At 71.8% G+C, this 18,909-nt stretch carries 17 protein-coding genes; 3 read left to right on the top strand and 14 right to left on the bottom strand.

Annotated elements, in window-relative coordinates:
• Positions 1-43: 43 nt before the first annotated feature.
• The 6 genes from AC5WRT_RS20515 to hrcA form a co-directional block, all read right to left on the bottom strand.
• Positions 44-550 carry a hypothetical protein gene (locus AC5WRT_RS20515; protein ID WP_496100474.1) on the bottom strand — a complete coding sequence of 169 codons (507 nt, stop codon included), beginning with the start codon at positions 548-550 and terminating at the stop codon, positions 44-46.
• A 126-nt stretch (positions 551-676) separates the two neighbouring features.
• Positions 677-1,069, bottom strand: coding sequence for a VOC family protein (locus AC5WRT_RS20520; protein ID WP_496094844.1), 393 nt, complete (start codon positions 1,067-1,069; stop codon positions 677-679).
• Positions 1,070-1,084: 15 nt separating this feature from the next.
• On the bottom strand, positions 1,085-1,837 hold the full coding sequence (locus AC5WRT_RS20525) for a 16S rRNA (uracil(1498)-N(3))-methyltransferase (protein ID WP_496094843.1): 753 nt from the start codon (positions 1,835-1,837) through the stop codon (positions 1,085-1,087).
• The gene (locus tag AC5WRT_RS20530; protein WP_496094842.1) at positions 1,834-2,952 is read right to left on the bottom strand and encodes a nitronate monooxygenase; all 1,119 of its coding nucleotides are present in this window, start codon (positions 2,950-2,952) and stop codon (positions 1,834-1,836) included. Before AC5WRT_RS20530 ends, AC5WRT_RS20525 begins: the two co-directional genes overlap by 4 nt.
• A 212-nt stretch (positions 2,953-3,164) precedes the next feature.
• On the bottom strand, positions 3,165-4,298 hold the full coding sequence (gene dnaJ, locus AC5WRT_RS20535; protein WP_496094841.1) for a molecular chaperone DnaJ: 1,134 nt from the start codon (positions 4,296-4,298) through the stop codon (positions 3,165-3,167).
• Positions 4,299-5,315 (bottom strand): heat-inducible transcriptional repressor HrcA, encoded by a 1,017-nt coding sequence (gene hrcA / locus AC5WRT_RS20540; protein WP_496094840.1) that lies wholly within the window; start codon positions 5,313-5,315, stop codon positions 4,299-4,301.
• A gap of 169 nt (positions 5,316-5,484) precedes the next feature.
• Between hrcA and AC5WRT_RS20545 the strand changes: the two genes are divergently transcribed.
• Both AC5WRT_RS20545 and AC5WRT_RS20550 read left to right on the top strand, forming a co-directional pair.
• Entirely contained in the window at positions 5,485-6,207 is a 723-nt protein-coding gene (locus tag AC5WRT_RS20545; protein ID WP_496094839.1) for an MBL fold metallo-hydrolase, read from the top strand.
• A gap of 34 nt (positions 6,208-6,241) precedes the next feature.
• Complete coding sequence (locus tag AC5WRT_RS20550) at positions 6,242-7,114, top strand: DUF3097 domain-containing protein (RefSeq protein ID WP_496094838.1); 873 nt, start codon at positions 6,242-6,244, stop codon at positions 7,112-7,114.
• Here the strand turns inward: AC5WRT_RS20550 and AC5WRT_RS20555 are convergent.
• The 5 genes from AC5WRT_RS20555 to lepA all read right to left on the bottom strand — a co-directional run bounded on the left by AC5WRT_RS20555 (position 7,092) and on the right by lepA (position 14,966).
• Positions 7,092-7,265, bottom strand: a complete 174-nt coding sequence (locus AC5WRT_RS20555; RefSeq protein ID WP_496100475.1) for a hypothetical protein — start codon at positions 7,263-7,265, stop codon at positions 7,092-7,094. The genes AC5WRT_RS20550 and AC5WRT_RS20555 overlap by 23 nt on opposite strands.
• A 384-nt stretch (positions 7,266-7,649) precedes the next feature.
• Entirely contained in the window at positions 7,650-8,882 is a 1,233-nt protein-coding gene (gene hemW / locus AC5WRT_RS20560) for a radical SAM family heme chaperone HemW (RefSeq protein WP_496094836.1), read from the bottom strand.
• A gap of 41 nt (positions 8,883-8,923) precedes the next feature.
• Positions 8,924-10,750, bottom strand: coding sequence for a SpoIIE family protein phosphatase (locus AC5WRT_RS20565; protein ID WP_496094883.1), 1,827 nt, complete (start codon positions 10,748-10,750; stop codon positions 8,924-8,926).
• 194 nt (positions 10,751-10,944) lie between these two features.
• Entirely contained in the window at positions 10,945-12,819 is a 1,875-nt protein-coding gene (locus tag AC5WRT_RS20570; protein ID WP_496100476.1) for an AMP-dependent synthetase/ligase, read from the bottom strand.
• Positions 12,820-13,091: 272 nt separating this feature from the next.
• The gene (gene lepA, locus AC5WRT_RS20575; RefSeq protein WP_496094834.1) at positions 13,092-14,966 is read right to left on the bottom strand and encodes a translation elongation factor 4; all 1,875 of its coding nucleotides are present in this window, start codon (positions 14,964-14,966) and stop codon (positions 13,092-13,094) included.
• Positions 14,967-15,191: 225 nt separating this feature from the next.
• Between lepA and rpsT the strand changes: the two genes are divergently transcribed.
• Positions 15,192-15,458 (top strand): 30S ribosomal protein S20, encoded by a 267-nt coding sequence (rpsT, locus tag AC5WRT_RS20580; protein WP_496094833.1) that lies wholly within the window; start codon positions 15,192-15,194, stop codon positions 15,456-15,458.
• Between the two features lie 605 nt (positions 15,459-16,063).
• Here the strand turns inward: rpsT and holA are convergent.
• The 3 genes from holA to AC5WRT_RS20595 all read right to left on the bottom strand — a co-directional run bounded on the left by holA (position 16,064) and on the right by AC5WRT_RS20595 (position 18,902).
• Positions 16,064-17,053 carry a DNA polymerase III subunit delta gene (gene holA / locus AC5WRT_RS20585; protein WP_496094832.1) on the bottom strand — a complete coding sequence of 330 codons (990 nt, stop codon included), beginning with the start codon at positions 17,051-17,053 and terminating at the stop codon, positions 16,064-16,066.
• 474 nt (positions 17,054-17,527) lie between these two features.
• Complete coding sequence (locus AC5WRT_RS20590) at positions 17,528-17,773, bottom strand: hypothetical protein (protein ID WP_496094882.1); 246 nt, start codon at positions 17,771-17,773, stop codon at positions 17,528-17,530.
• A 301-nt stretch (positions 17,774-18,074) separates the two neighbouring features.
• Positions 18,075-18,902, bottom strand: coding sequence for an arylamine N-acetyltransferase family protein (locus AC5WRT_RS20595; RefSeq protein ID WP_496094831.1), 828 nt, complete (start codon positions 18,900-18,902; stop codon positions 18,075-18,077).
• Positions 18,903-18,909: the final 7 nt, after the last annotated feature.

Below are 18,909 nucleotides of genomic sequence, written 5' to 3' on the forward strand. Positions count from 1 at the left end.
GTCACTGTACGCAGCGGCGGGTGTGCCTCGCCCGCTGTTCCGATCACTTGCCCTGGACGGGCCAGCAGGTGGGGTCGCCCTTGCACCACTGGGTGCGGGTGACGGTGACGGTCACGGTCGGCCGGCCACCGCCCGGCTGATACGTGGGCGGCTTGTACGTCGGCCCCGTCGTGGCGCTGCAGTCGCCGAGCCCGTCCACGTGGAACACCTCCCTGCCGCCGACCCTGGCGGTCAGGTCCCCGCGTACACAGGCGCCGTCGACGGCCCTGGTCACCTTCCCGGTCACGGTGATCTTCCGCCCGTCCCTGGTCTCGCCCCGGCAGTCGACGGAGACGACGGTGCTCTCGCTCGGCGAGGGCGACTTCCCCGCGGAGGTGCCGTCGTAGTTCCCGGTGCAGGTGAGCCAGCTGACGTCGACGTGCTGCCGCTCGAGCCTGGCGGTCGCGGTGGTGTCGGTGGTGTAGGCGGCGGAGGTGGTGCTGAGATCGCCCGGCTGACACGCCACCAGGACCGCACAGGCCGCCACGACGGCACCCGCTGCGGCCGTCACCCGCGTCCCACGCCGGCTTCCTCTCAAAGCCCCCATGCAGGGCAGGGTGCCACCGGCGGGGGTACCGGGGAAGGCCGCATACGGCCACTCACCCGTACGGGGCACGGAGCCGCGTCTGCGACGCGGCTACCCGCGCGACAGCTGCCACTCCTGAAGTTCCACCAGGTTCCCCTCCGGGTCCTTGAGGTGGGCCACTCGCATGCGGTCCGTCATGGGCGCGGGCCCGTGCGCCAGAACGGCACCACGGGCGGTGATCTCGCCGACGTACGCGTCCAGGTCGTCGACGCGCAGCACCACCAGGGACCGGTGTCCGGTGGCGGTGTCGCCCAGCTCCGCCAGGGTCTCGGCCATCATCGAGCGGTCCTGGAGCGCGATTCCGGCGGAGCCGGCGTGCGGGCTGAACTTCTCGTACGGGCCCTGGGTGGCCCCGGACTGCGGCTTGAGGCCGAGGACGTCGGCGTAGAAGCGGTAGCAGGCGGTGAAGTCGGTGACCAGGAGGCGGACTTGGGCGAGTTCCACGGTGTCCCCCAGGGGTCAGGACCAGCGGCCGGTGCGGCCCAGCAGCAGGGCCACGGCGGCGGTGCCGGCGGTTGATGTACGCAACACGGTAGGACCGAGCACGTACGCCCCGGCACCCGCCTCCTCGAAGAGCGCCAACTCGTCCCGGGCAACGCCTCCTTCCGGGCCGACGACCAGTACGATCTCGCCCTCGGCGGGCAGTTCGGCGGTCGACAGCCGTCCGCCTGCGTGCTCGAAGTCGGAGTGCAGGACGGCGGCGAAGTCGGCTGCGGCGAGAAGTGCCGCAACCTGCTTGGTGCTTGCCGCGTCCGCGACCTCGGGGAAGCGCAGCCTGCGGGACTGCTTGCCGGCCTCGCGCGCGGTGGCCCGCCACTTGGCGAGCGCCTTCTGGCCCCTCTCACCCTTCCACTGGGTGATGCAGCGGGCCGCCTGCCAGGGCACGATCGCGTCGACACCGGTCTCCGTCATCGTCTCGACGGCGAGTTCGCCCCGGTCGCCCTTCGGGAGCGCCTGCACGACGGTGATCCGGGGGCTGGGCTCGGGCTCCACCGGGAACTCGTGGGGCTCCACGACCAGGTGGTCCTTGCCCGAGACGCCGACGACCACGCCGGCGGCCCCGCGCCCCTTGCCGTCGGTCAGCACCACGTGCTCGCCCGGCTGCAGGCGCCGTACGGAGACCGCGTGCCGTCCCTCGGGTCCCGTGACGTCGACGGCAGAGCCGGGGCCCACGCCCTCCAGCGAGTCGACCACGAACACCGGCGCGGTCATCGCAGACCGCCCTCGGCCGACAACGCGGTCCGGGCGGCGGCGAGCTCGGCGGCCAGCACCTCCACCAGCTCACCGGCGGGCAGCGCGCGGGCCAGCCGGTGCCCCTGCCCCGCCCACAGCGCCATGCCCTGCGCGTCGCCGGCCTTCGCGGCGGCCTTGCGCAGCGGCAAGGTGAGGTGGTGGACGTCCGGGTAGGCGGCGGGGGCATAGGGGCCGTGCTCGCGCAGGAACCGGTTGACCAGTGCGCGCCCCGGCCGACCGGAGAACGCGCGGGTCGGCTCGGTGTGGGTGAACAGGGGGTTGGTCAGCGCCTGCTTGTGCACGGCGTGGGCGCCGGACTCGAGGGTGGCGAGGAAGGCGGTGCCGAGCTGGGCCGCGCTCGCGCCGGCCGCGAGGACGGCGGCGATCTGGCTGCCGCGCATGATGCCGCCGGCGGCGACGACCGGGATGCCGACGGCCTCGCGGATCTGCGCGACGAGCGACAGCAGGCCGATGCCGGCGCCGTCGTTCTCGGGGAGGTCGCGGTGGGTGCCCTGGTGGCCGCCGGCCTCCACGCCCTGCGCGATCACCGCGTCCGCGCCGGCCCGCTCGACCGCGCGGGCCTCCTCGGCGGTGGTGGCGGTGACCAGGGTGTGGGTACCGACGCGGCGCAGGCTGTCGAAGACCTCGGGGCCCGGCACGCCGAAGTGGAACGAGACCACCGGCACCGGGTTGTCGAGGAGCACGGCGAGCTTGGCGTCGTAGCCGTCGTCCCGGCCGCTGTCCGGGTCGCCCAGCTCGGTCCGGTACCAGGCGGCCTCACCGGCCAGCTGGTGGGCGTAGACCTCGACGGCGCCGGAAGGCGGCGCGGCGTTGGCCGCTCCGGCGGAGCCGGTGCCCGCGCCGGGGTGTTCGGGCTGCGGCATGAACACGTTCACGCCGAAGGGGCGGGCGGTGAGCCCCCGCAGCTGCTTGATCTCCTGGTACATGCCGTCGGCGGTCTTGTACCCGGCGGCGAGAAACCCGAGGCCACCCGCCTCGGACACGGCAGCGGCGAGCTGCGGGACGGAGACGCCGCCCGCCATGGGGGCCTGCACGATCGGGTGGAGGAAGAGATCGGTCAGTGCGGAGGACATGACCGCATGTTGTCACGTCCTTTGAAAGAGTCCGAATCGGGGCTTCACACGGCATAGGACAACGGCATACGGGGCGCGGAGGCACCCCGCACCCGGCGTCTCAGCGGCCGTTGAAGGCATCCGTCAGCCCCCTGAACAGCCCCTGCAGCCCCGGCTCACCGTGCCCGCCCGGGGAGCCACCCCCGGGACCTCCGGCCACCCTCCGGCTCACGTCAGCGACCGTTGAAGGCATCCTTCAACCGGCTGAACAGCCCCTGCTGCCCCGGCTGGAACTGTCCCTGCGGGCGTTCCTCGCCGCGCAGCTTGGCCAGCTCGCGCAGGAGCCGTTCCTGCTCGGGGTCGAGCTTGGTCGGGGTCTGCACCTCGACGTGCACGACCAGGTCGCCCCGGCCGCCGCCGCGCAGGTGCGTGACGCCCCGGTTGTGCAGCGGGATGGACTGGCCGGACTGGGTACCGGGCCGGATGTCGACCTCCTCCATGCCGTCCAGGGTCTCCAGCGGCACCTTCGTGCCGAGCGCCGCCGCCGTCATCGGGATCGTCACCGTGCAGTGCAGGTCGTCGCCGCGCCGCTGGAAGGTCTGGTGCGGCAGCTCGTGGATCTCGACGTACAGGTCACCGGCCGGACCGCCGCCCGGCCCGACCTCGCCCTCACCGGCGAGCTGGATCCGCGTGCCGTTGTCGACACCGGCCGGGATCTTGACCGTGAGGGTGCGGCGGGAGCGGACCCGGCCGTCACCCGCGCACTCGGGGCACGGGGTCGGCACCACCGTGCCGAAGCCCTGGCACTGCGGGCACGGCCGCGAGGTCATGACCTGGCCCAGGAAGGAACGGGTGACCTGCGAGACCTCGCCCCGGCCACGGCACATGTCACACGTCTGGGCGGACGTGCCGGGCGCCGCGCCCTCGCCGTTGCAGGTATTGCAGACGACCGCGGTGTCGACCTGGATGTCCTTGGTCGTCCCGAAGGCCGCCTCGTCCAGCTCGACCTCGATCCGGATCATCGCGTCCTGGCCCCGCCGGGTGCGCGAGCGCGGCCCGCGCTGCGACGCCGTGCCGAAGAACGCGTCCATGATGTCGGAGAAGTTGCCGAAGCCACCGGCTCCGAAGCCGCCCGCGCCGGCGCCGCTCTGCGAGAGCGGGTCGCCGCCGAGGTCGTAGACCTGCTTCTTCTGCGGGTCCGACAGCACCTCGTAAGCGGCGTTGATCTCCTTGAACCGCTCCTGGGTCTTCGGGTCCGGGTTGACGTCCGGGTGCAGCTCGCGGGCGAGCCGGCGGAACGCCTTCTTGATCTCATCCTGCGACGCGTCGCGGCGCACGCCGAGAACGGCGTAGTAGTCCGTGGCCACTTACGACTCCGCCAGGATCTGTCCGACGTACCGTGCCACTGCGCGTACCGCTCCCATCGTTCCCGGATAGTCCATGCGGGTCGGTCCGACCACGCCGAGCTTGGCAACCGCCTCGCCGCCCGAACCGTAGCCGACCGACACCACGGAGGTGGAGTTGAGTCCCTCGTGGGCGTTCTCGTGCCCGATACGCACCGTCACGCCCGGATCCTTCGCCTCGCCGAGCAGCTTGAGGAGCACGACCTGCTCCTCAAGCGCCTCGAGCACCGGCCGGATCGTGAGGGGAAAGTCATGCCCGAAGCGGGTGAGATTGGCGGTGCCGCCGATCATCAGCCGCTCCTCGTTCTCCTCGACGAGTGTCTCCAGGAGAGTGGAGAGCACCGTCGAGACAGTACCGCGGTCCTCGGCCTCGAAGGCCTCCGGCAGGTCCTCGAGCAGCTTCGGCACGTCCGCGAACCGGCGGCCCGCGACCCGGCTGTTCAGCCGCGCGCGCAGGTCGGCGAGGGAGGCCTCGCCGAAGGGCGCCGGGCAGTCGACCATCCGCTGCTCGACCCGCCCGGTGTCCGTGATCAGCACGAGCATCACGCGCGCGGGGGCGAGCGAGAGCAGCTCCACGTGCCGGACGGTGGACCGGGTCAGCGACGGGTACTGCACGACGGCGACCTGCCGGGTGAGCTGGGCGAGCAGCCGCACGGTCCGCGCCACGACGTCGTCGAGGTCGACGGCGCCCTCCAGGAAGTTCTGGATGGCCCGCCGCTCGGGCGCGGTCATCGGCTTGACACCCGCCAGCTTGTCCACGAACAGCCGGTAGCCCTTGTCGGTGGGGATGCGCCCCGCGCTGGTGTGCGGCTGGGCGATGTACCCCTCGTCCTCCAGGGCCGCCATGTCGTTGCGGACCGTCGCCGGGGACACCCCGAGGTTGTGCCGCTCGGTGAGGGCCTTCGAACCGACCGGCTCCTCGGTGCCCACGTAGTCCTGGACGATGGCGCGCAGCACCTGAAGTCTGCGTTCACTCAGCATTCGCGCACACCTCCAGCATGTGGTCCCCTCGGTTCCGCTCGGCCCTGCGTTCGTCCCCCTGGCACTCGTCGCATGCGAGTGCCAGCGTCCCGGCCCAGTGTACGGCTGTCGGGTACACCCGGGGCAAGGTCGGTGCCGTCGCGGCGACTCGTGCGGATAGCGTCGCGGTATGACGGTGACTTGGGAAGAGCTGGGATGGGAGCGGCTGGCCACGGGGGTCGGCCGGTGCCGGCTGCCCGGCTGGGACTGCACGGCCGGCCTGGTCCTCGGGACGGGCGCGGCACTGCTGGTGGACGCCGGCTCGAGCCTCGCCGAGGGCGCCCGGCTCCGGGCCCGCGCGGAGGAACTGGCCGGCGGCCGTGTGACCCATCTCGCGCTGACCCATCCGCACTTCGACCATGTCCTCGGAGCGGCGGTGTTCGCGGGCGCGGAGATCTTCGGTGCGGTGGGCGTCGACGCGGTGCTCGCGCGCGAGCGCGAGGAGCTGCGCCTGGACGCCGTGCGCAACGGCCTGCCGGTGGCGGAGGCCGACGAGGCGGTGGACGCGCTCGTGCCGCCCTCCCACCTGGTCTCGGGCGAGTGGACGCTGGACCTCGGCGACGGCCGGCAGGTCCTGCTGGCCAACGTGGGCCCGGGCCACACCGGACACGATCTCGCGGTCCTCGTGCCCGGGGAGCAGGAGGTGGTCTTCTGCGGCGACCTGGTCGAGGAGTCCGGGGAACCGCAGGCCGGCCCGGACGCGGTCCCGTCCCGCTGGCCGGACGCCCTCGACCGGCTCCTCTCGCTGGGCGGCGAGGACGCACTGTACGTACCCGGTCACGGAGCGGTGGTGGACGCAGGCTTCGTACGACGCCAACGCGACGCGCTGGCCGCCCGTTTCGGCGTGTCGTGAGCACGCGCCGACCGCTTCTCCTATCGTCATCCGAATGCGCCCACCCGTCTCCCGCCACCGCCCTTCCGACGAGGGCCCTTCGAGGCCGCGCGCTCGTTCGTACGCCACCGACCTGACCCCGCCGTGGAAGCGGCAGAAGGCCGTGCCGGAGGTGCCCGCGGAACCGGGCCTGGTGGTGGAGGAGCCCGGCACCGGTTTCTGCGGGGCGGTGATCCGCTGCGAGGCGGGCACGGTGACGCTGGAGGACCGCTTCGGCAAGCACCGGGTGTTCCCGCTGGAGCCGCGGGGCTTCCTGTTGGAGGGCCGGGTGGTGACGCTGGTGCGGCCGTCGTCCGGTGGCCCGGTACGGCCCTCCCGTACCGCCTCCGGCTCGGTCGCCGTCCCCGGCGCCCGCGCACGCGTGGCCCGCGCCGGCCGCATCTACGTCGAGGGCCGGCACGACGCCGAGCTGGTCGAGAAGGTCTGGGGCGACGACCTGCGCATCGAGGGCGTGGTGGTGGAGTACCTGGAGGGCGTGGACGACCTGCCGGCGATCGTGTCCTCGTTCGCGCCGGGCCCGGACGCCCGTCTGGGCGTGCTGGTGGACCACCTGGTCCCGGGTACGAAGGAGTGGCGGATCGCCGAGTCGGTGACGAGCGGGCACGCGCTGGTCGTCGGCCACCCGTACATCGACATCTGGCAGGCGGTGAAGCCGACGGCGCTGGGCATCCCGGCGTGGCCGACGGTGCCGAAGGGCCAGGACTGGAAGACGGGTGTGTGCCGGGCGCTGGGCTGGCCGTCGGAGAACACCGGGGCGGTGTGGCAGGCCATCCTGAAACGGGTGACGTCCTACAAGGACCTGGAACCGGAGCTACTGGGCCGGGTGGAGGAGCTGATCGATTTCGTCACGGACAGCGGTGCGGCTTGACGTCGGGGAACGTTCCGAACTCGGTGGTGTCCAAATCGAGTTCGAGCTCCTCCAGCGGCAGTGGCGCCCCGAACCTGGTGAGCTGCTGTCGCTGGTGGTCGGCGTCCTCCCCCTTCCCGACGGGCCGCGTCAGCAGGACGCACTGCGCCATGATCGGATCCACGACGAGACAGGCAGGTAGGCACCCCACCCGCGGCGTAGATCGACCGCTTGATCTCGTAGTCCCGCTGCGCGCTGGGCTTGGAGACGACCTCGACGACCATCGTGATCGGTCGGCACGGCAGCCGGCGTCCCGAGGCCGGCACGAGGTGGAAGACTCGATGGACCAGATCCCACGGCAGCGGTGGTCCCGTCTGCAGATCCAGGATGTCGACGTCGTCGATGAGGTCGGCGAGCCGGTACCGGACCTGGTGGTTCTCGAGCGCGAGCGGTCATCTCCGTGGCCCTCCACATCCGCCGCTTGCTTCGGCGGCAGCTTTCGAACCAGGTTTGGGGACCGAACCCGCCTTCCGCACCGATTCACTCGCCCGGGTGATCAGTCCACCAGGTCCCGCACCACCGCATCCGCAAGCAACCGCCCCCGCAGGGTCAGCACGGCCCGCCCCTCCTCGTACGGCCCTTCCTGAAGGAGCCCTTCCGCCAGCGCGCGCCGGGACGCCGCCAGTCCCTCGTGCTTCAGCAGGGACAGCGGCACCCCCTCCCGCAGCCGCAGCTCCAGCAGGACGCGCTCCACCCGGCGGTCCTCGTCGGACAGCACCTCGCGTCCCGCCCCCGGTGACCGTCCGGAGGCGAGGGCCGCGGCGTACGCACCCGGATGCTTGACGTTCCACCAGCGCACGCCGCCCACGTGCGAGTGCGCCCCGGGGCCGGCGCCCCACCAGTCGGCACCGCGCCAGTACAGCTCGTTGTGCAGGCAGCGGCCCGCTTCCGAAGCGGCCCAGTTGGAGACCTCGTACCACGCGAAGCCCGCCCCGCCCAGGGTCTCCTCGGCGATCAGGTACCGGTCCGCGTGCACGTCGTCGTCGGTCATCGGGATCTCACCGCGGCCGACACGGCGGGCCAGCTGTGTGCCCTCCTCGACGATGAGCGCGTAGGCGCTGATGTGGTCCGGGCCCGCCCCGGTCGCCGCGTCCAGGGAGGCCCGCCAGTCGTCGTCGCTCTCCCCGGGCGTGCCGTAGATCAGGTCGAGGTTGACGTGCTCGAAGCCCGCCGCCCTGGCCTCCGCGACGCAGGCCTCGGGGCGCCCGGGGGTGTGGGTGCGGTCGAGCACGCGCAGCACGTGCGGCCGCGCGCTCTGCATGCCGAAGGAGATCCGGTTGAAACCGCCCTCCCGGAGCGTGGCCAGGTACGCCGGGTCGACCGACTCGGGGTTCGCCTCCGTCGTGATCTCGGCGTCCGGCGCCAGACCGAACTCGTCCCGGACGGCCCGCAGCATGCGCACGAGATCGTCGGCGGCCAGCAGGGTGGGCGTACCACCGCCGACGAACACCGTGCGGACCTGGCGCGGGTCGTCGCCGAGCACCTTGCGGGCGAGCCGGATCTCGTTCGTCAGCGTGTCCGCGTAGTTGTCGCGGGACGCCAGGACGCCGCCGGTGCCGCGCAGCTCGGTCGCGGTGTAGGTGTTGAAGTCGCAGTAGCCGCAGCGGGTCGCGCAGTACGGCACGTGGAGATAGAACCCGAGGGGCCGCTCGGCGGCGCCGGCGAGCGCGTGCGTGGGCAGCGCGCCGTCACCGGGGACGGGCTCGCCGTCGGGGAGTGCGGAAGGCATGTCTTCCATTGTCCAGCACCGCTGCCGTGACCCGGCCGCCGTCACCCCGCCTGCAGGACCAGCAGCGCGAGGTCGTCCTCGGGTGGGCCGCCGCTGAAGTCGTGGACCAGGCCGCGGATCCTCTCCGCGATCTCCTCCGCGCTCAGGCCCGCGCAGCCGGAAAGGGCGCGGGCGAGGCCGTCGCCGTCGTCGAACTGGCGGGAGCCGGAGCGTCGCTCGGTGACCCCGTCGGTGACGCACAGCAGGCTGTCGCCGGGTCGCAGGTCGAGGCTCTCGCTGGTGTACGTCTCGTCCTCGACCACGCCGAGCAGGGTCTGCGGGCCGGCCGCCGTACGCACGGTGCCGTCGGGGCTCAGCACGAGCGGAAGCGGGTGGCCCGCGGAGGCCAGCGTGCAGCGGACCCCACCGTCGTACGGCGTCAGCTCGCCGTACAGGAGCGACAGGAAGCGGGTCTGCGGGCCTTCCCCGGCGGCCACCGGACGGCCGCCCGCCGCGGCCAGGGCGCGCGCGGCAGCGTCGGCGGCCTCGGTGGCGTCGTCCAGGAGGAGCTGGTTGAGGCGGTCGAGGACGTCGGCGACGCGGTAGCCCTCGCGGGCCAGCAGGCGGAGCCAGGGGCGGGCGAGACCGATCACGACGGCTGCCTCGGGGCCCTTGCCCTGCACGTCCCCGACGGCGAAGCACCAGCGGCCGTCGCCCGCCGGGAACAGGTCGTAGAAGTCGCCGCTCGGGCCGCCCTTGTCACAGGGCTCGTAGACGAGGGCGCTGCTCATACCCGGGATCTCGGCGACCGCGCCGGGCAGCAGACCGCGCTGGAGGACCGCGCTGATGGTGGCCTGGCGGGCGTACTGGCGGGCCGCGCCGATCGCGAGGGCCACCCGGCGGCCCAGGTCCTCCACGAGACCGGTGACCTCCTCGGGAAAGCCGCCCGGCCCGCACCGGCCGATGACCAGCGTGCCGAGCGGCCGGCCGCCCGCGATCAACCGGTACGCCAGCGCCGTTCCGTCGGCGCCCTGCGGGCCCAGCGCGGGACCGGGCCACGGATACGGTTCGGGGCCGGAGCGCAGGCCCCCACCGGGACAGGGCGGCTCCTTCTCCAGGGCGCACCGCAGTTCCTCGATGCGGTTCTCGCTGGCGTGCCAGACCCGGTCGGGGCCGTCGGCTGCGCCGCCGCGCACGGTCGCCTCGTCCTCCAGCCACACCGCGCACCAGTCGGCGAGCCGGGGCACGATGAGCTGGCCGGTGAGGGCCGTGACCAGGTTCTCGTCCAGCTGTCCGGCGAGCAGGTCGGACGCTTCGGCGAGGAACGACAGCGCGCCCCGGCCGAGCCAGTCCCGGTCACTGTCGGCGCGGTGCGGCTGCGGCTGCGGGGCCAGGTCCTCGGCGACCTCCAGGGCCGCGTCCGGCGCGGACGCGTCCGGGTCGTCCACGCCACCGGGCGGCAGCCGCGCCCAGACGGTCTTGGCGCCGGCCCGGTAGGTGACACCCCAGGACTCGGCGAGCGTGGTGACCAGGCGCAGGCCGCGCCCGTACTCGGCGGCGTCGTACGAGCCGTCGCCGCCGAGGGCGTCGCGCGGGGCGCGGGAGGGGTGCAGGTCGCCCACCTCCACGACGAACGCACCGGTCTCCTCCAGCCGCCAGTCGACCTGCACATCGGTACCGGCGTGCACGACGGCGTTGGTGACCAGCTCGCTGACCACGGCCATGGCGTCGTCGAGGAGCCGTGCCGAGACCCCGGACGCCTCGGCCAGCGCGGCCCGCACCAGCGCACGGGCCGACCCGGGCGCGAGGGGGGTCCCGGGCAGTGTCGCCCGGCCGCTGGCCTCCCTGGCCCGGGGCTCACTCTCCCTCTGTGCGGGTATGGCCGCCATGTCCATGCGGCCAGGGTGACAGACCGGGGGCACCCATAAGCGGCGAGTTACTGAAGTGGACAGAAGTGGGCGACTTTTGAGCGCAGGCGAGCGCAATCCCCCCGAGCGGAGCGGGCCTGCCGCCGCCGTGCGGCCCCGCCGCGTGGCAACGGCAGGCCACAGCGGGCCCGCCGCCGATCCGCGCCGCAGCCGCGTTACTTCTCCCTGGTCCCGGCGTACATCTCCTCGATGAGGTCCTTGTACTCCCGCTCCACGACCGGCCGCTTCAGCTTCAGGCTCGGTGTGATCTCCCCGTGCTCCACGTCGAGATCCCGCGGCAGCAGCCGGAACTTCTTGATGGTCTGCCACTTCTGCAGCCCGGCGTTGAGCTGCTGCACGTACCCGTCGACCATCTCGACCGTCTGCGGAGCTGCGACGATCTCGGCGTACGACCTGCCCTCCAGGCCGTTCTCCTTGGCCCAGTCCAGGATCGCGATCTCGTCGAGGGCGATGAGGGCGGTGCAGTAGTTCCGGTCGGCGCCGTGCACCAGGATGTTGGAGACGTAGGGGCACACCGCCTTGAACTGCCCCTCGACCTCGGCCGGCGCGACGTACTTGCCGCCGGAGGTCTTGATCAGGTCCTTCTTGCGGTCGGTGATGCGCAGGTAGCCGTCGGGCGACAGCTCGCCGATGTCACCGGTGTGGAACCAGCCGTCGGGCTCCAGCACCTCGGCGGTCTTCTCGGGCAGCTTGTGGTAGCCCTGCATGATGCCGGGGCCGCGCAGCAGGATCTCGCCGTCCTCGGCGATGCGCACCTCCGTGCCGGGCAGCGGCTTGCCGACCGTGCCGGTGCGGTAGGCCTCGCCGGGGTTGACGAAGGAGGCGGCGGAGGACTCGGTGAGGCCGTAGCCCTCCAGGATGTGGATGCCGGCGCCGGCGAAGAAGTAGCCGATCTCGGGTGCGAGCGCGGAAGCGCCGGAGACACAGGCGCGCAGCCGGCCGCCGAAGGCCTCGCGGAGCTTGGCGTAGACGAGGGTGTCGGCGACCTTGTGCTTGGCGGCGAGCCCGAACGGCGCAGCGGTGGTGCCGGTGCGGCGGAAGTTGTCCTGGGTGACCTTGGCGTACTCGCGGGCCACCTCGGCGGCCCACTGGAAGATCTTGTACTTGGCCGGGCCGCCCTCGCGGGCCTTGGCGGCGACGCCGTTGTAGACCTTCTCGAAGATGCGCGGCACGGCCGCCATGTAGGTCGGCTGCACCACCGGAAGGTTCTCGATGATCTTGTCGACGCGGCCGTCGACGGCGGTGACGTGCCCGACCTCGATCTGGCCGGAGGTGAGCACCTTGCCGAAGACGTGCGCGAGCGGCAGCCACAGGTACTGCACGTCGTCCATGGTGACCAGGCCGGTCGCCGCGATCGCCCTGGCCATGTACGCCCAGTTGTCGTGCGGGAGCCGCACTCCCTTGGGGCGGCCGGTGGTACCGGAGGTGTAGATGAGGGTGGCGAGCTGGTCCTTGGTGATCGCGCCGACCCGCTCCTTGATCAGCTGAGGGTGCTGCTCCAGGTGGGCGGCGCCGCGCCGCTCCAGCTCCGCGAGGGTGATGACCCAGTCGTCCGTCTGGACGCCGGCCGGGTCGATGACGACGACCTTGACCAGGTCGGACAGCTCGGCACGCTTCTCGACCGCCTTGGCGACCTGGGCCGCGTCCTCGGCGATCAGCACCCGGCTCTCGGAGTCGGAGAGGATGAACGCCGACTCGTCGGCGTTGGTCTGCGGGTAGACGGTGGTGGTCGCGCCGCCCGCGCACAGGATGCCGAGGTCGGCGAGGATCCACTCGACCCGGGTGGAGGAGGCGAGCGCCACGCGCTGCTCGGGCTGCACGCCCAGTTCGATGAGGCCGGCAGCGATCGCGTAGACCCGCTCGGCCGCCTGCGCCCAGCTGAGCGACTTCCACTCGTCGGGGCCCTGACCGGAGGCAGGAGGCACCGGATGGCGGTAGGCCTCGGCGTCCGGTGTGGCCGCCACGCGCTCCAGGAAGAGGGCCGCCACGGACGGCGGACGGTTCTCGATCAGGGTCTGTGTGTCGCTCACGACATCCTCCGGGGCCCGCGACGGTGCGGCGTACTCGGTGCGGCTGGGTTCACTCACGGTGGGGGGTTCGTGCTGCTGCTGCGCTGTTGTTTAACTCGCGAGTAACTATCGAGCAGGGATCAGAGTAAGCCGCGACCGGCCGCTGCGTAAGGGGCTTCGGCCAGTCACTTTCCACTCGGCGTGACGCCATGGACGCACAGGGGCCCGCCGCGCTTTCGCACGACGGGCCCCCTTGTGTCCCGGTTGTGGACGTGACCGGTTGTTACCGCTGGTTACTTCTTGCCCTTGACCGACCCCGCACCGTCATCACTGGACAGAACCGCGATGAAGGCCTCCTGCGGAACCTCCACGGAACCCACCATCTTCATCCGCTTCTTGCCTTCCTTCTGCTTCTCCAGCAGCTTGCGCTTACGGGAGATGTCACCGCCGTAGCACTTGGCGAGGACGTCCTTGCGGATGGCGCGGATGGTCTCGCGGGCGATGACCCGGGAGCCGATGGCGGCCTGCACCGGCACCTCGAAGTTCTGCCGCGGGATCAGCTCCTTGAGCTTGGCGACGAGCCGCACGCCGTACGCGTACGCCTGGTCCTTGTGGGTGATCGCCGAGAAGGCGTCGACCTTGTCGCCGTGCAGCAGGATGTCGACCTTGACCAGGGAGCTGCTCTGCTCGCCCGTGGGCTCGTAGTCGAGGGAGGCGTACCCGCGCGTCTTGGACTTCAGCTGGTCGAAGAAGTCGAAGACGATCTCCGCGAGCGGCAGGGTGTAGCGGATCTCGACGCGGTCCTCGGAGAGGTAGTCCATGCCGAGCAGGGTGCCGCGCCGGGTCTGGCACAGCTCCATGATCGCGCCGATGAACTCGGTCGGCGCGAGGATCGTCGCCCGTACGACCGGCTCGAAGACCTCGTCGATCTTCCCCTCGGGGAACTCGCTCGGATTGGTGACGGTGTGCTCGCTGCCGTCCTCCATGATCACCCGGTAGACCACGTTCGGGGCGGTGGCGATCAGGTCGAGGCCGAACTCGCGCTCCAGCCGCTCCCGGATGACATCGAGGTGGAGGAGCCCGAGGAATCCGACGCGGAAGCCGAAGCCGAGGGCCGCGGAGGTCTCCGGCTCGTACACCAGCGCGGCGTCGTTGAGCTGCAGCTTGTCCAGCGCCTCGCGCAGCTCCGGGTAGTCGGAGCCGTCCAGCGGATACAGCCCGGAGAAGACCATCGGCTTCGGGTCCTTGTATCCGCCGAGGGCCTCGGTGGCGCCCTTGTTCTGGCTGGTGACGGTGTCACCGACCTTGGACTGGCGGACGTCCTTCACACCGGTGATCAGGTAACCCACCTCACCGACGCCGAGGCCGTCGGCCGGCAGCATCTCGGGCGAGTTGACGCCGATCTCCAGCAGTTCATGGGTGGCGCCGGTCGACATCATCCTGATGCGCTCGCGCCTGTTGAGCTGGCCGTCGATGACACGGACGTACGTCACGACACCGCGGTAGGAGTCGTATACCGAGTCGAAGATCATCGCGCGGGCGGGCGCGTCGGCGACACCGACCGGCCCCGGGATCTCCTTGACGACCTTGTTCAGCAGCGCATCGACGCCGAGACCGGTCTTGGCGGAGACCTTGAGGACGTCCTCCGGGTCACAGCCGACCAGGTTCGCCAGCTCCTCGGCGAACTTCTCCGGCTGGGCCGCCGGAAGGTCGATCTTGTTGAGCACGGGGATGATCGTGAGGTCGTTCTCCATCGCCAGGTAGAGGTTGGCGAGGGTCTGCGCCTCGATGCCCTGGGCGGCGTCGACGAGGAGGATGGTCCCCTCACAGGCGGCGAGCGACCGCGAGACCTCGTAGGTGAAGTCGACGTGCCCCGGGGTGTCGATCATGTTGAGGATGTGGGTCGTGCCCTGGTCGGGGCCCTCGGTGGGGGCCCAGGGCAGACGCACCGCCTGGGACTTGATCGTGATGCCGCGCTCGCGCTCGATGTCCATCCGGTCGAGGTACTGAGCACGCATCTGCCGCTGCTCGACCACACCGGTCAGCTGGAGCATCCGGTCGGCGAGCGTGGACTTGCCGTGGTCGATGTGCGCGATGATGCAGAAATTGCGGATCAGAGCCGGGGCGGTACGGCTCGGCTCGGGCACATGGTTAGGGGTCGCGGGCACGCAGGGTCCTGTCTCTTGAGGCGCCTTATGCCTCGGGTCGGATCGATACGTAGCCTCCATGGTCCCACGCGGAGGGACCGGGTACCGTTTTGGGCCGCTCGCAGGGCCACTGGTACTGTAGATGGCTGTGCCTCATGCCCTCTCGGCGCGAGGCACGACATATAATTTTGGATCACCGGTCCGGGACCCTCGCGGCCCCGCACCTGAACCTGAAAAGGCTCCTTCGTGGCGAACATCAAGTCCCAGATCAAGCGGATCAAGACCAACGAGAAGGCCCGGCTGCGCAACAAGGCCGTCAAGTCCTCCCTGAAGACCGCGATCCGCAAGGCCCGCGAGGCCGCTGCCGCGGGTGACGTCGAGAAGGCCACCGAGATGCAGCGCGCTGCCGCGCGTGCGCTCGACAAGGCCGTCTCGAAGGGCGTCATCCACAAGAACCAGGCCGCCAACAAGAAGTCGGCGCTTGCCTCCAAGGTCGCGTCCCTCAAGGGCTGAACCTCCTCTTTGATCTGACCGCCGGAAGGACCCAGAGCGGGCCCTCTCTCATCCGCTCCCGACCGGCACCCCGGATTCGCACGCGGCCTGCGTTCGCCACGCGGGTGCGAATCCACCAGCTCCACTCGAAGGCCCCGCCGTTCCCCCTTCCCCAGGGTGGGCGGCGGGGTTTTCGGTATGTGCGGGCGGGCGCGGGCAGTGTCCGGGCGGCTGGGTCGGCGACCTGTGATGGTCGTTCCGCCGTGAAATGCACGGTGAGGTGAGATCGGGGGGGCCGAGACGGGTGGCCGGGACGGGTCCGGGGGCACCCTTTGACGAGTGCGGTCCGGGCGTTGCACGGTGTCCGGGGCCCGTCTCCTGCCGGTCCGGGGGCTCGTTCGGCGCAGGCCGGGGTGACGTGCCCGGCGGGATCCGAAACGGAGACGCCGGATGTCCGGGGCGAGCCCCTGGCGGGCTCCGGGGAGGGAGCCGCCGACGGGCCGGAGCAGAGCCCCTGCGGGGGCCGAAGGACGAAGCCACCGACGCGAGCTGAGGCAGAGCCCCGGTGCGGTCCGGGGACGGAGCCGGCGTCGGTGCCTGAGGGAGCCCCGTATGCCTGTCCGTACTTACCCGCGGCCGCGCGACCGAGCGGCGCGGGCGATCACCACGACGGCCTTCTCCAGTGCGTACTCGGGGTCATCGCCGCCGCCCTTCACCCCCGCGTCGGCCTCGGCGATCGCCCGCATCGCCACCGCGACCCCGTCCGGTGTCCATCCCCTCATCTGCTGCCGTACCCGATCGATCTTCCAGGGCGGCATCCCCAGCTCCCGCGCCAGATCCGCCGGCCGCCCACCGCGCACGGAGGACAGCTTCCCGATCGCCCGCACGCCCTGGGCGAGCGCACTGGTGATCATCACCGGCGCCACGCCCGTCGCCAGCGACCATCTGAGCGCCTCCAGTGCCTCCGCCGTACGCCCCTCCACGGCCCGGTCCGCGACCGTGAAGCTGGAGGCCTCGGCCCGGCCGGTGTAGTACCGCCCGACGACGGCCTCGTCGATCGTGCCCTCCACGTCGGCGACCAGTTGGGAGACCGCCGAGGCCAGCTCCCGCAGATCGCTGCCGATGGCGTCGCAGAGCGCCTGGCACGCCTCGGGCGTGGCCGACCGTCCGAAGGAGCGGAACTCGCCCCGCACGAAGGCCAGCCGGTCCGCCGGCTTGGTCATCTTCGGGCAGGCGACCTCGCGCGCGCCCGCCTTGCGGGCGGCGTCCAGTAGCCCTTTTCCCTTGGCTCCGCCCGCGTGAAGCAGCACGAGCGTGATCTCCTCGGCGGGCGCTCCGAGATACGCCTTCACGTCCTTGACCGTGTCGGCGGACAGGTCCTGCGCATTGCGCACGACCACGACTTTCCGCTCCGCGAAGAGCGAGGGGCTGGTGAGCTCGGCGAGCGTGCCGGGCTGCAACTGGTCCGGGCTGAGGTCGCGTACGTCCGTGTCGGCGTCGGCGGCCTTGGCGGCGGCCACCACCTCCTGCACGGCACGGTCGAGCAGGAGGTCCTCCTGGCCGACGGCGAGCGTCACCGGGGCGAGAGGGTCGTCATTCGCAGTCTTCCTGGCCATCGCTCACAGCATCCCACGCGCGACTGACAACCAGGCCTCCCGCCAACCCCGACGGATCCCGGACCGCACCCGGAGCAGACCTCGGGGCCGGGACCCTGCGGTCGGTCGGGTCGAGGCTGCGGACCGAGGCCGGGTGGGGTGCGGGTTCAGGGGGCCGGTCCCGGGGCGGAACCGGCTGAGCCGGCGAATGCCAGAGGCTGAGCCGACTCGGGGCCGGAGCCGACGCCGACCGGCGGCGGAACCGGGGCCGGAGCCTCGGCGGCGGAACCGGGGCGAGCCGGGACCAGAGGCTCGGGCCAGGGACCGGGAGCCGGGCACAGAAGCCGGGCCGGGCAGCGGGGCCGGAGCCAGCGCTCGGAGCAGGGGCCGGGAAAGGTAGCCAGGGGCCAGGACCGGGAGCAGCGCCGGTACTGAGCGCCGGGACCGGACACAGGGTCAGGGACGCGGGACACGTCGCAGCGAGTGGCCCGTGGGCTACGGCTCCTCGCGCCAGCCCTCCCACTCGCCCGCGAACGCGTCCAGTTCCGCCGGATCCAGCCGCCCGTCCTCGTCCCGCAGCAGCACCAGCCACTGCGCGTCCTCGGCGTCGTCCTCCCCGGCCAGCGCGTCTCGCACGAGCCGCGCTTCCTCGTCGATGCCGAACCGCACCCCGAGCGCCTCGGCCGCCTCCTCCGCCGCGTCCCGGTCGGGCAGCACCAGCACATGTCGCACATCACTCACGGACACATTCTCCGGCACCGCGCGGAAACCGAACCGCCAGGTCAGCTCTTGGGCACTCTGCGCGTCGAGGTCGACCCGGATGCTCGGGCCGGCGACCGCGACACCCCGCGCCGGCATGGCCTGCCGGCTCACGGTGAAGTCGTCCCGGGGCAGCTCGGTGGTGGCCCGGCAGGCCGCCCGCGCCTCGCCTCCATGCCGTTGCCGAGGCAGAGGTCCTCGGAATCGAGCGTGCCGGTGCGGATCACGCCGTGCAGCATCAGCGCACGGCGTGATCGCCGACCGGCTGCCGCCCTCCGGTTACTCAGCCGGCGGCCGACACAGCCGGCACATGGGCCAGCTGGATCCCGAACCCCTCCCGGTACACCGTCAGCACCTCCTCATCCGTCTCCAGCTCCCGCACGCCGCGCGTACCGTCGCCCGCCGTCGTCTTCAGTTCGCGCCCGCTGAGCGTGATCCGCCCGCCGTCCTCGGTGACCCGCGAGCAGACCAGCGACCGGGTGAAGTGCGACAGCGTCGAGGTGCTGTGCCACCAGGCACCGGCCACGAAGTCCCCGAGCACCCGGGGCCGCGTCTCCAGCCGGTACTGCGGCCTCCCGTCCCGTACGACGTCCAGATCTGCGGTCCCGGCCAGGTCTCCGCCACCCACCCCGGCCGCGTCCGGCCCGGCGTCCACCACCCGGAACACCCCGCCGGGGTCCACCTGCTCCGCACGGTCCGTGCAGCTCAGCGGGTGGTGGCTGTGTGCCCCGAACCCGACGTCCGCGAGCCAGCGGTCGCCCTCCACCGTCCGCACGCGCAGGGCGAGATGGTCGTAGGGGATGCCGAGCCGCCCCCCGTCGCCGTACACGCGTGCCGCGAGCAGCTCGACCTCGTAGCCGAGCGCGGCGAGCAACGCGCCGAAGGCGCCGTTCAGTTCATAGCAGAAGCCGCCCCGCCCGCGTCGGATCAGCTTGTCCAGCAACCGCTCCTCCTCCAGCACGATCTCCTCGCCGAGGTGGATCGACAGGTTCTCGAAGGGCACGGTCCACAGATGGCGCAGATGCAGGTCGCGCAGCGCCCGGCTGGTGGGTTTCGGGGGGCGCTCCGCGCCGATGCGGCGGAGATAGGCGTCGGCCTGACGTGAGTCCATGGCCCCA

It is taken from the genome of Streptomyces sp. NTD91 (genome assembly GCF_059510455.1).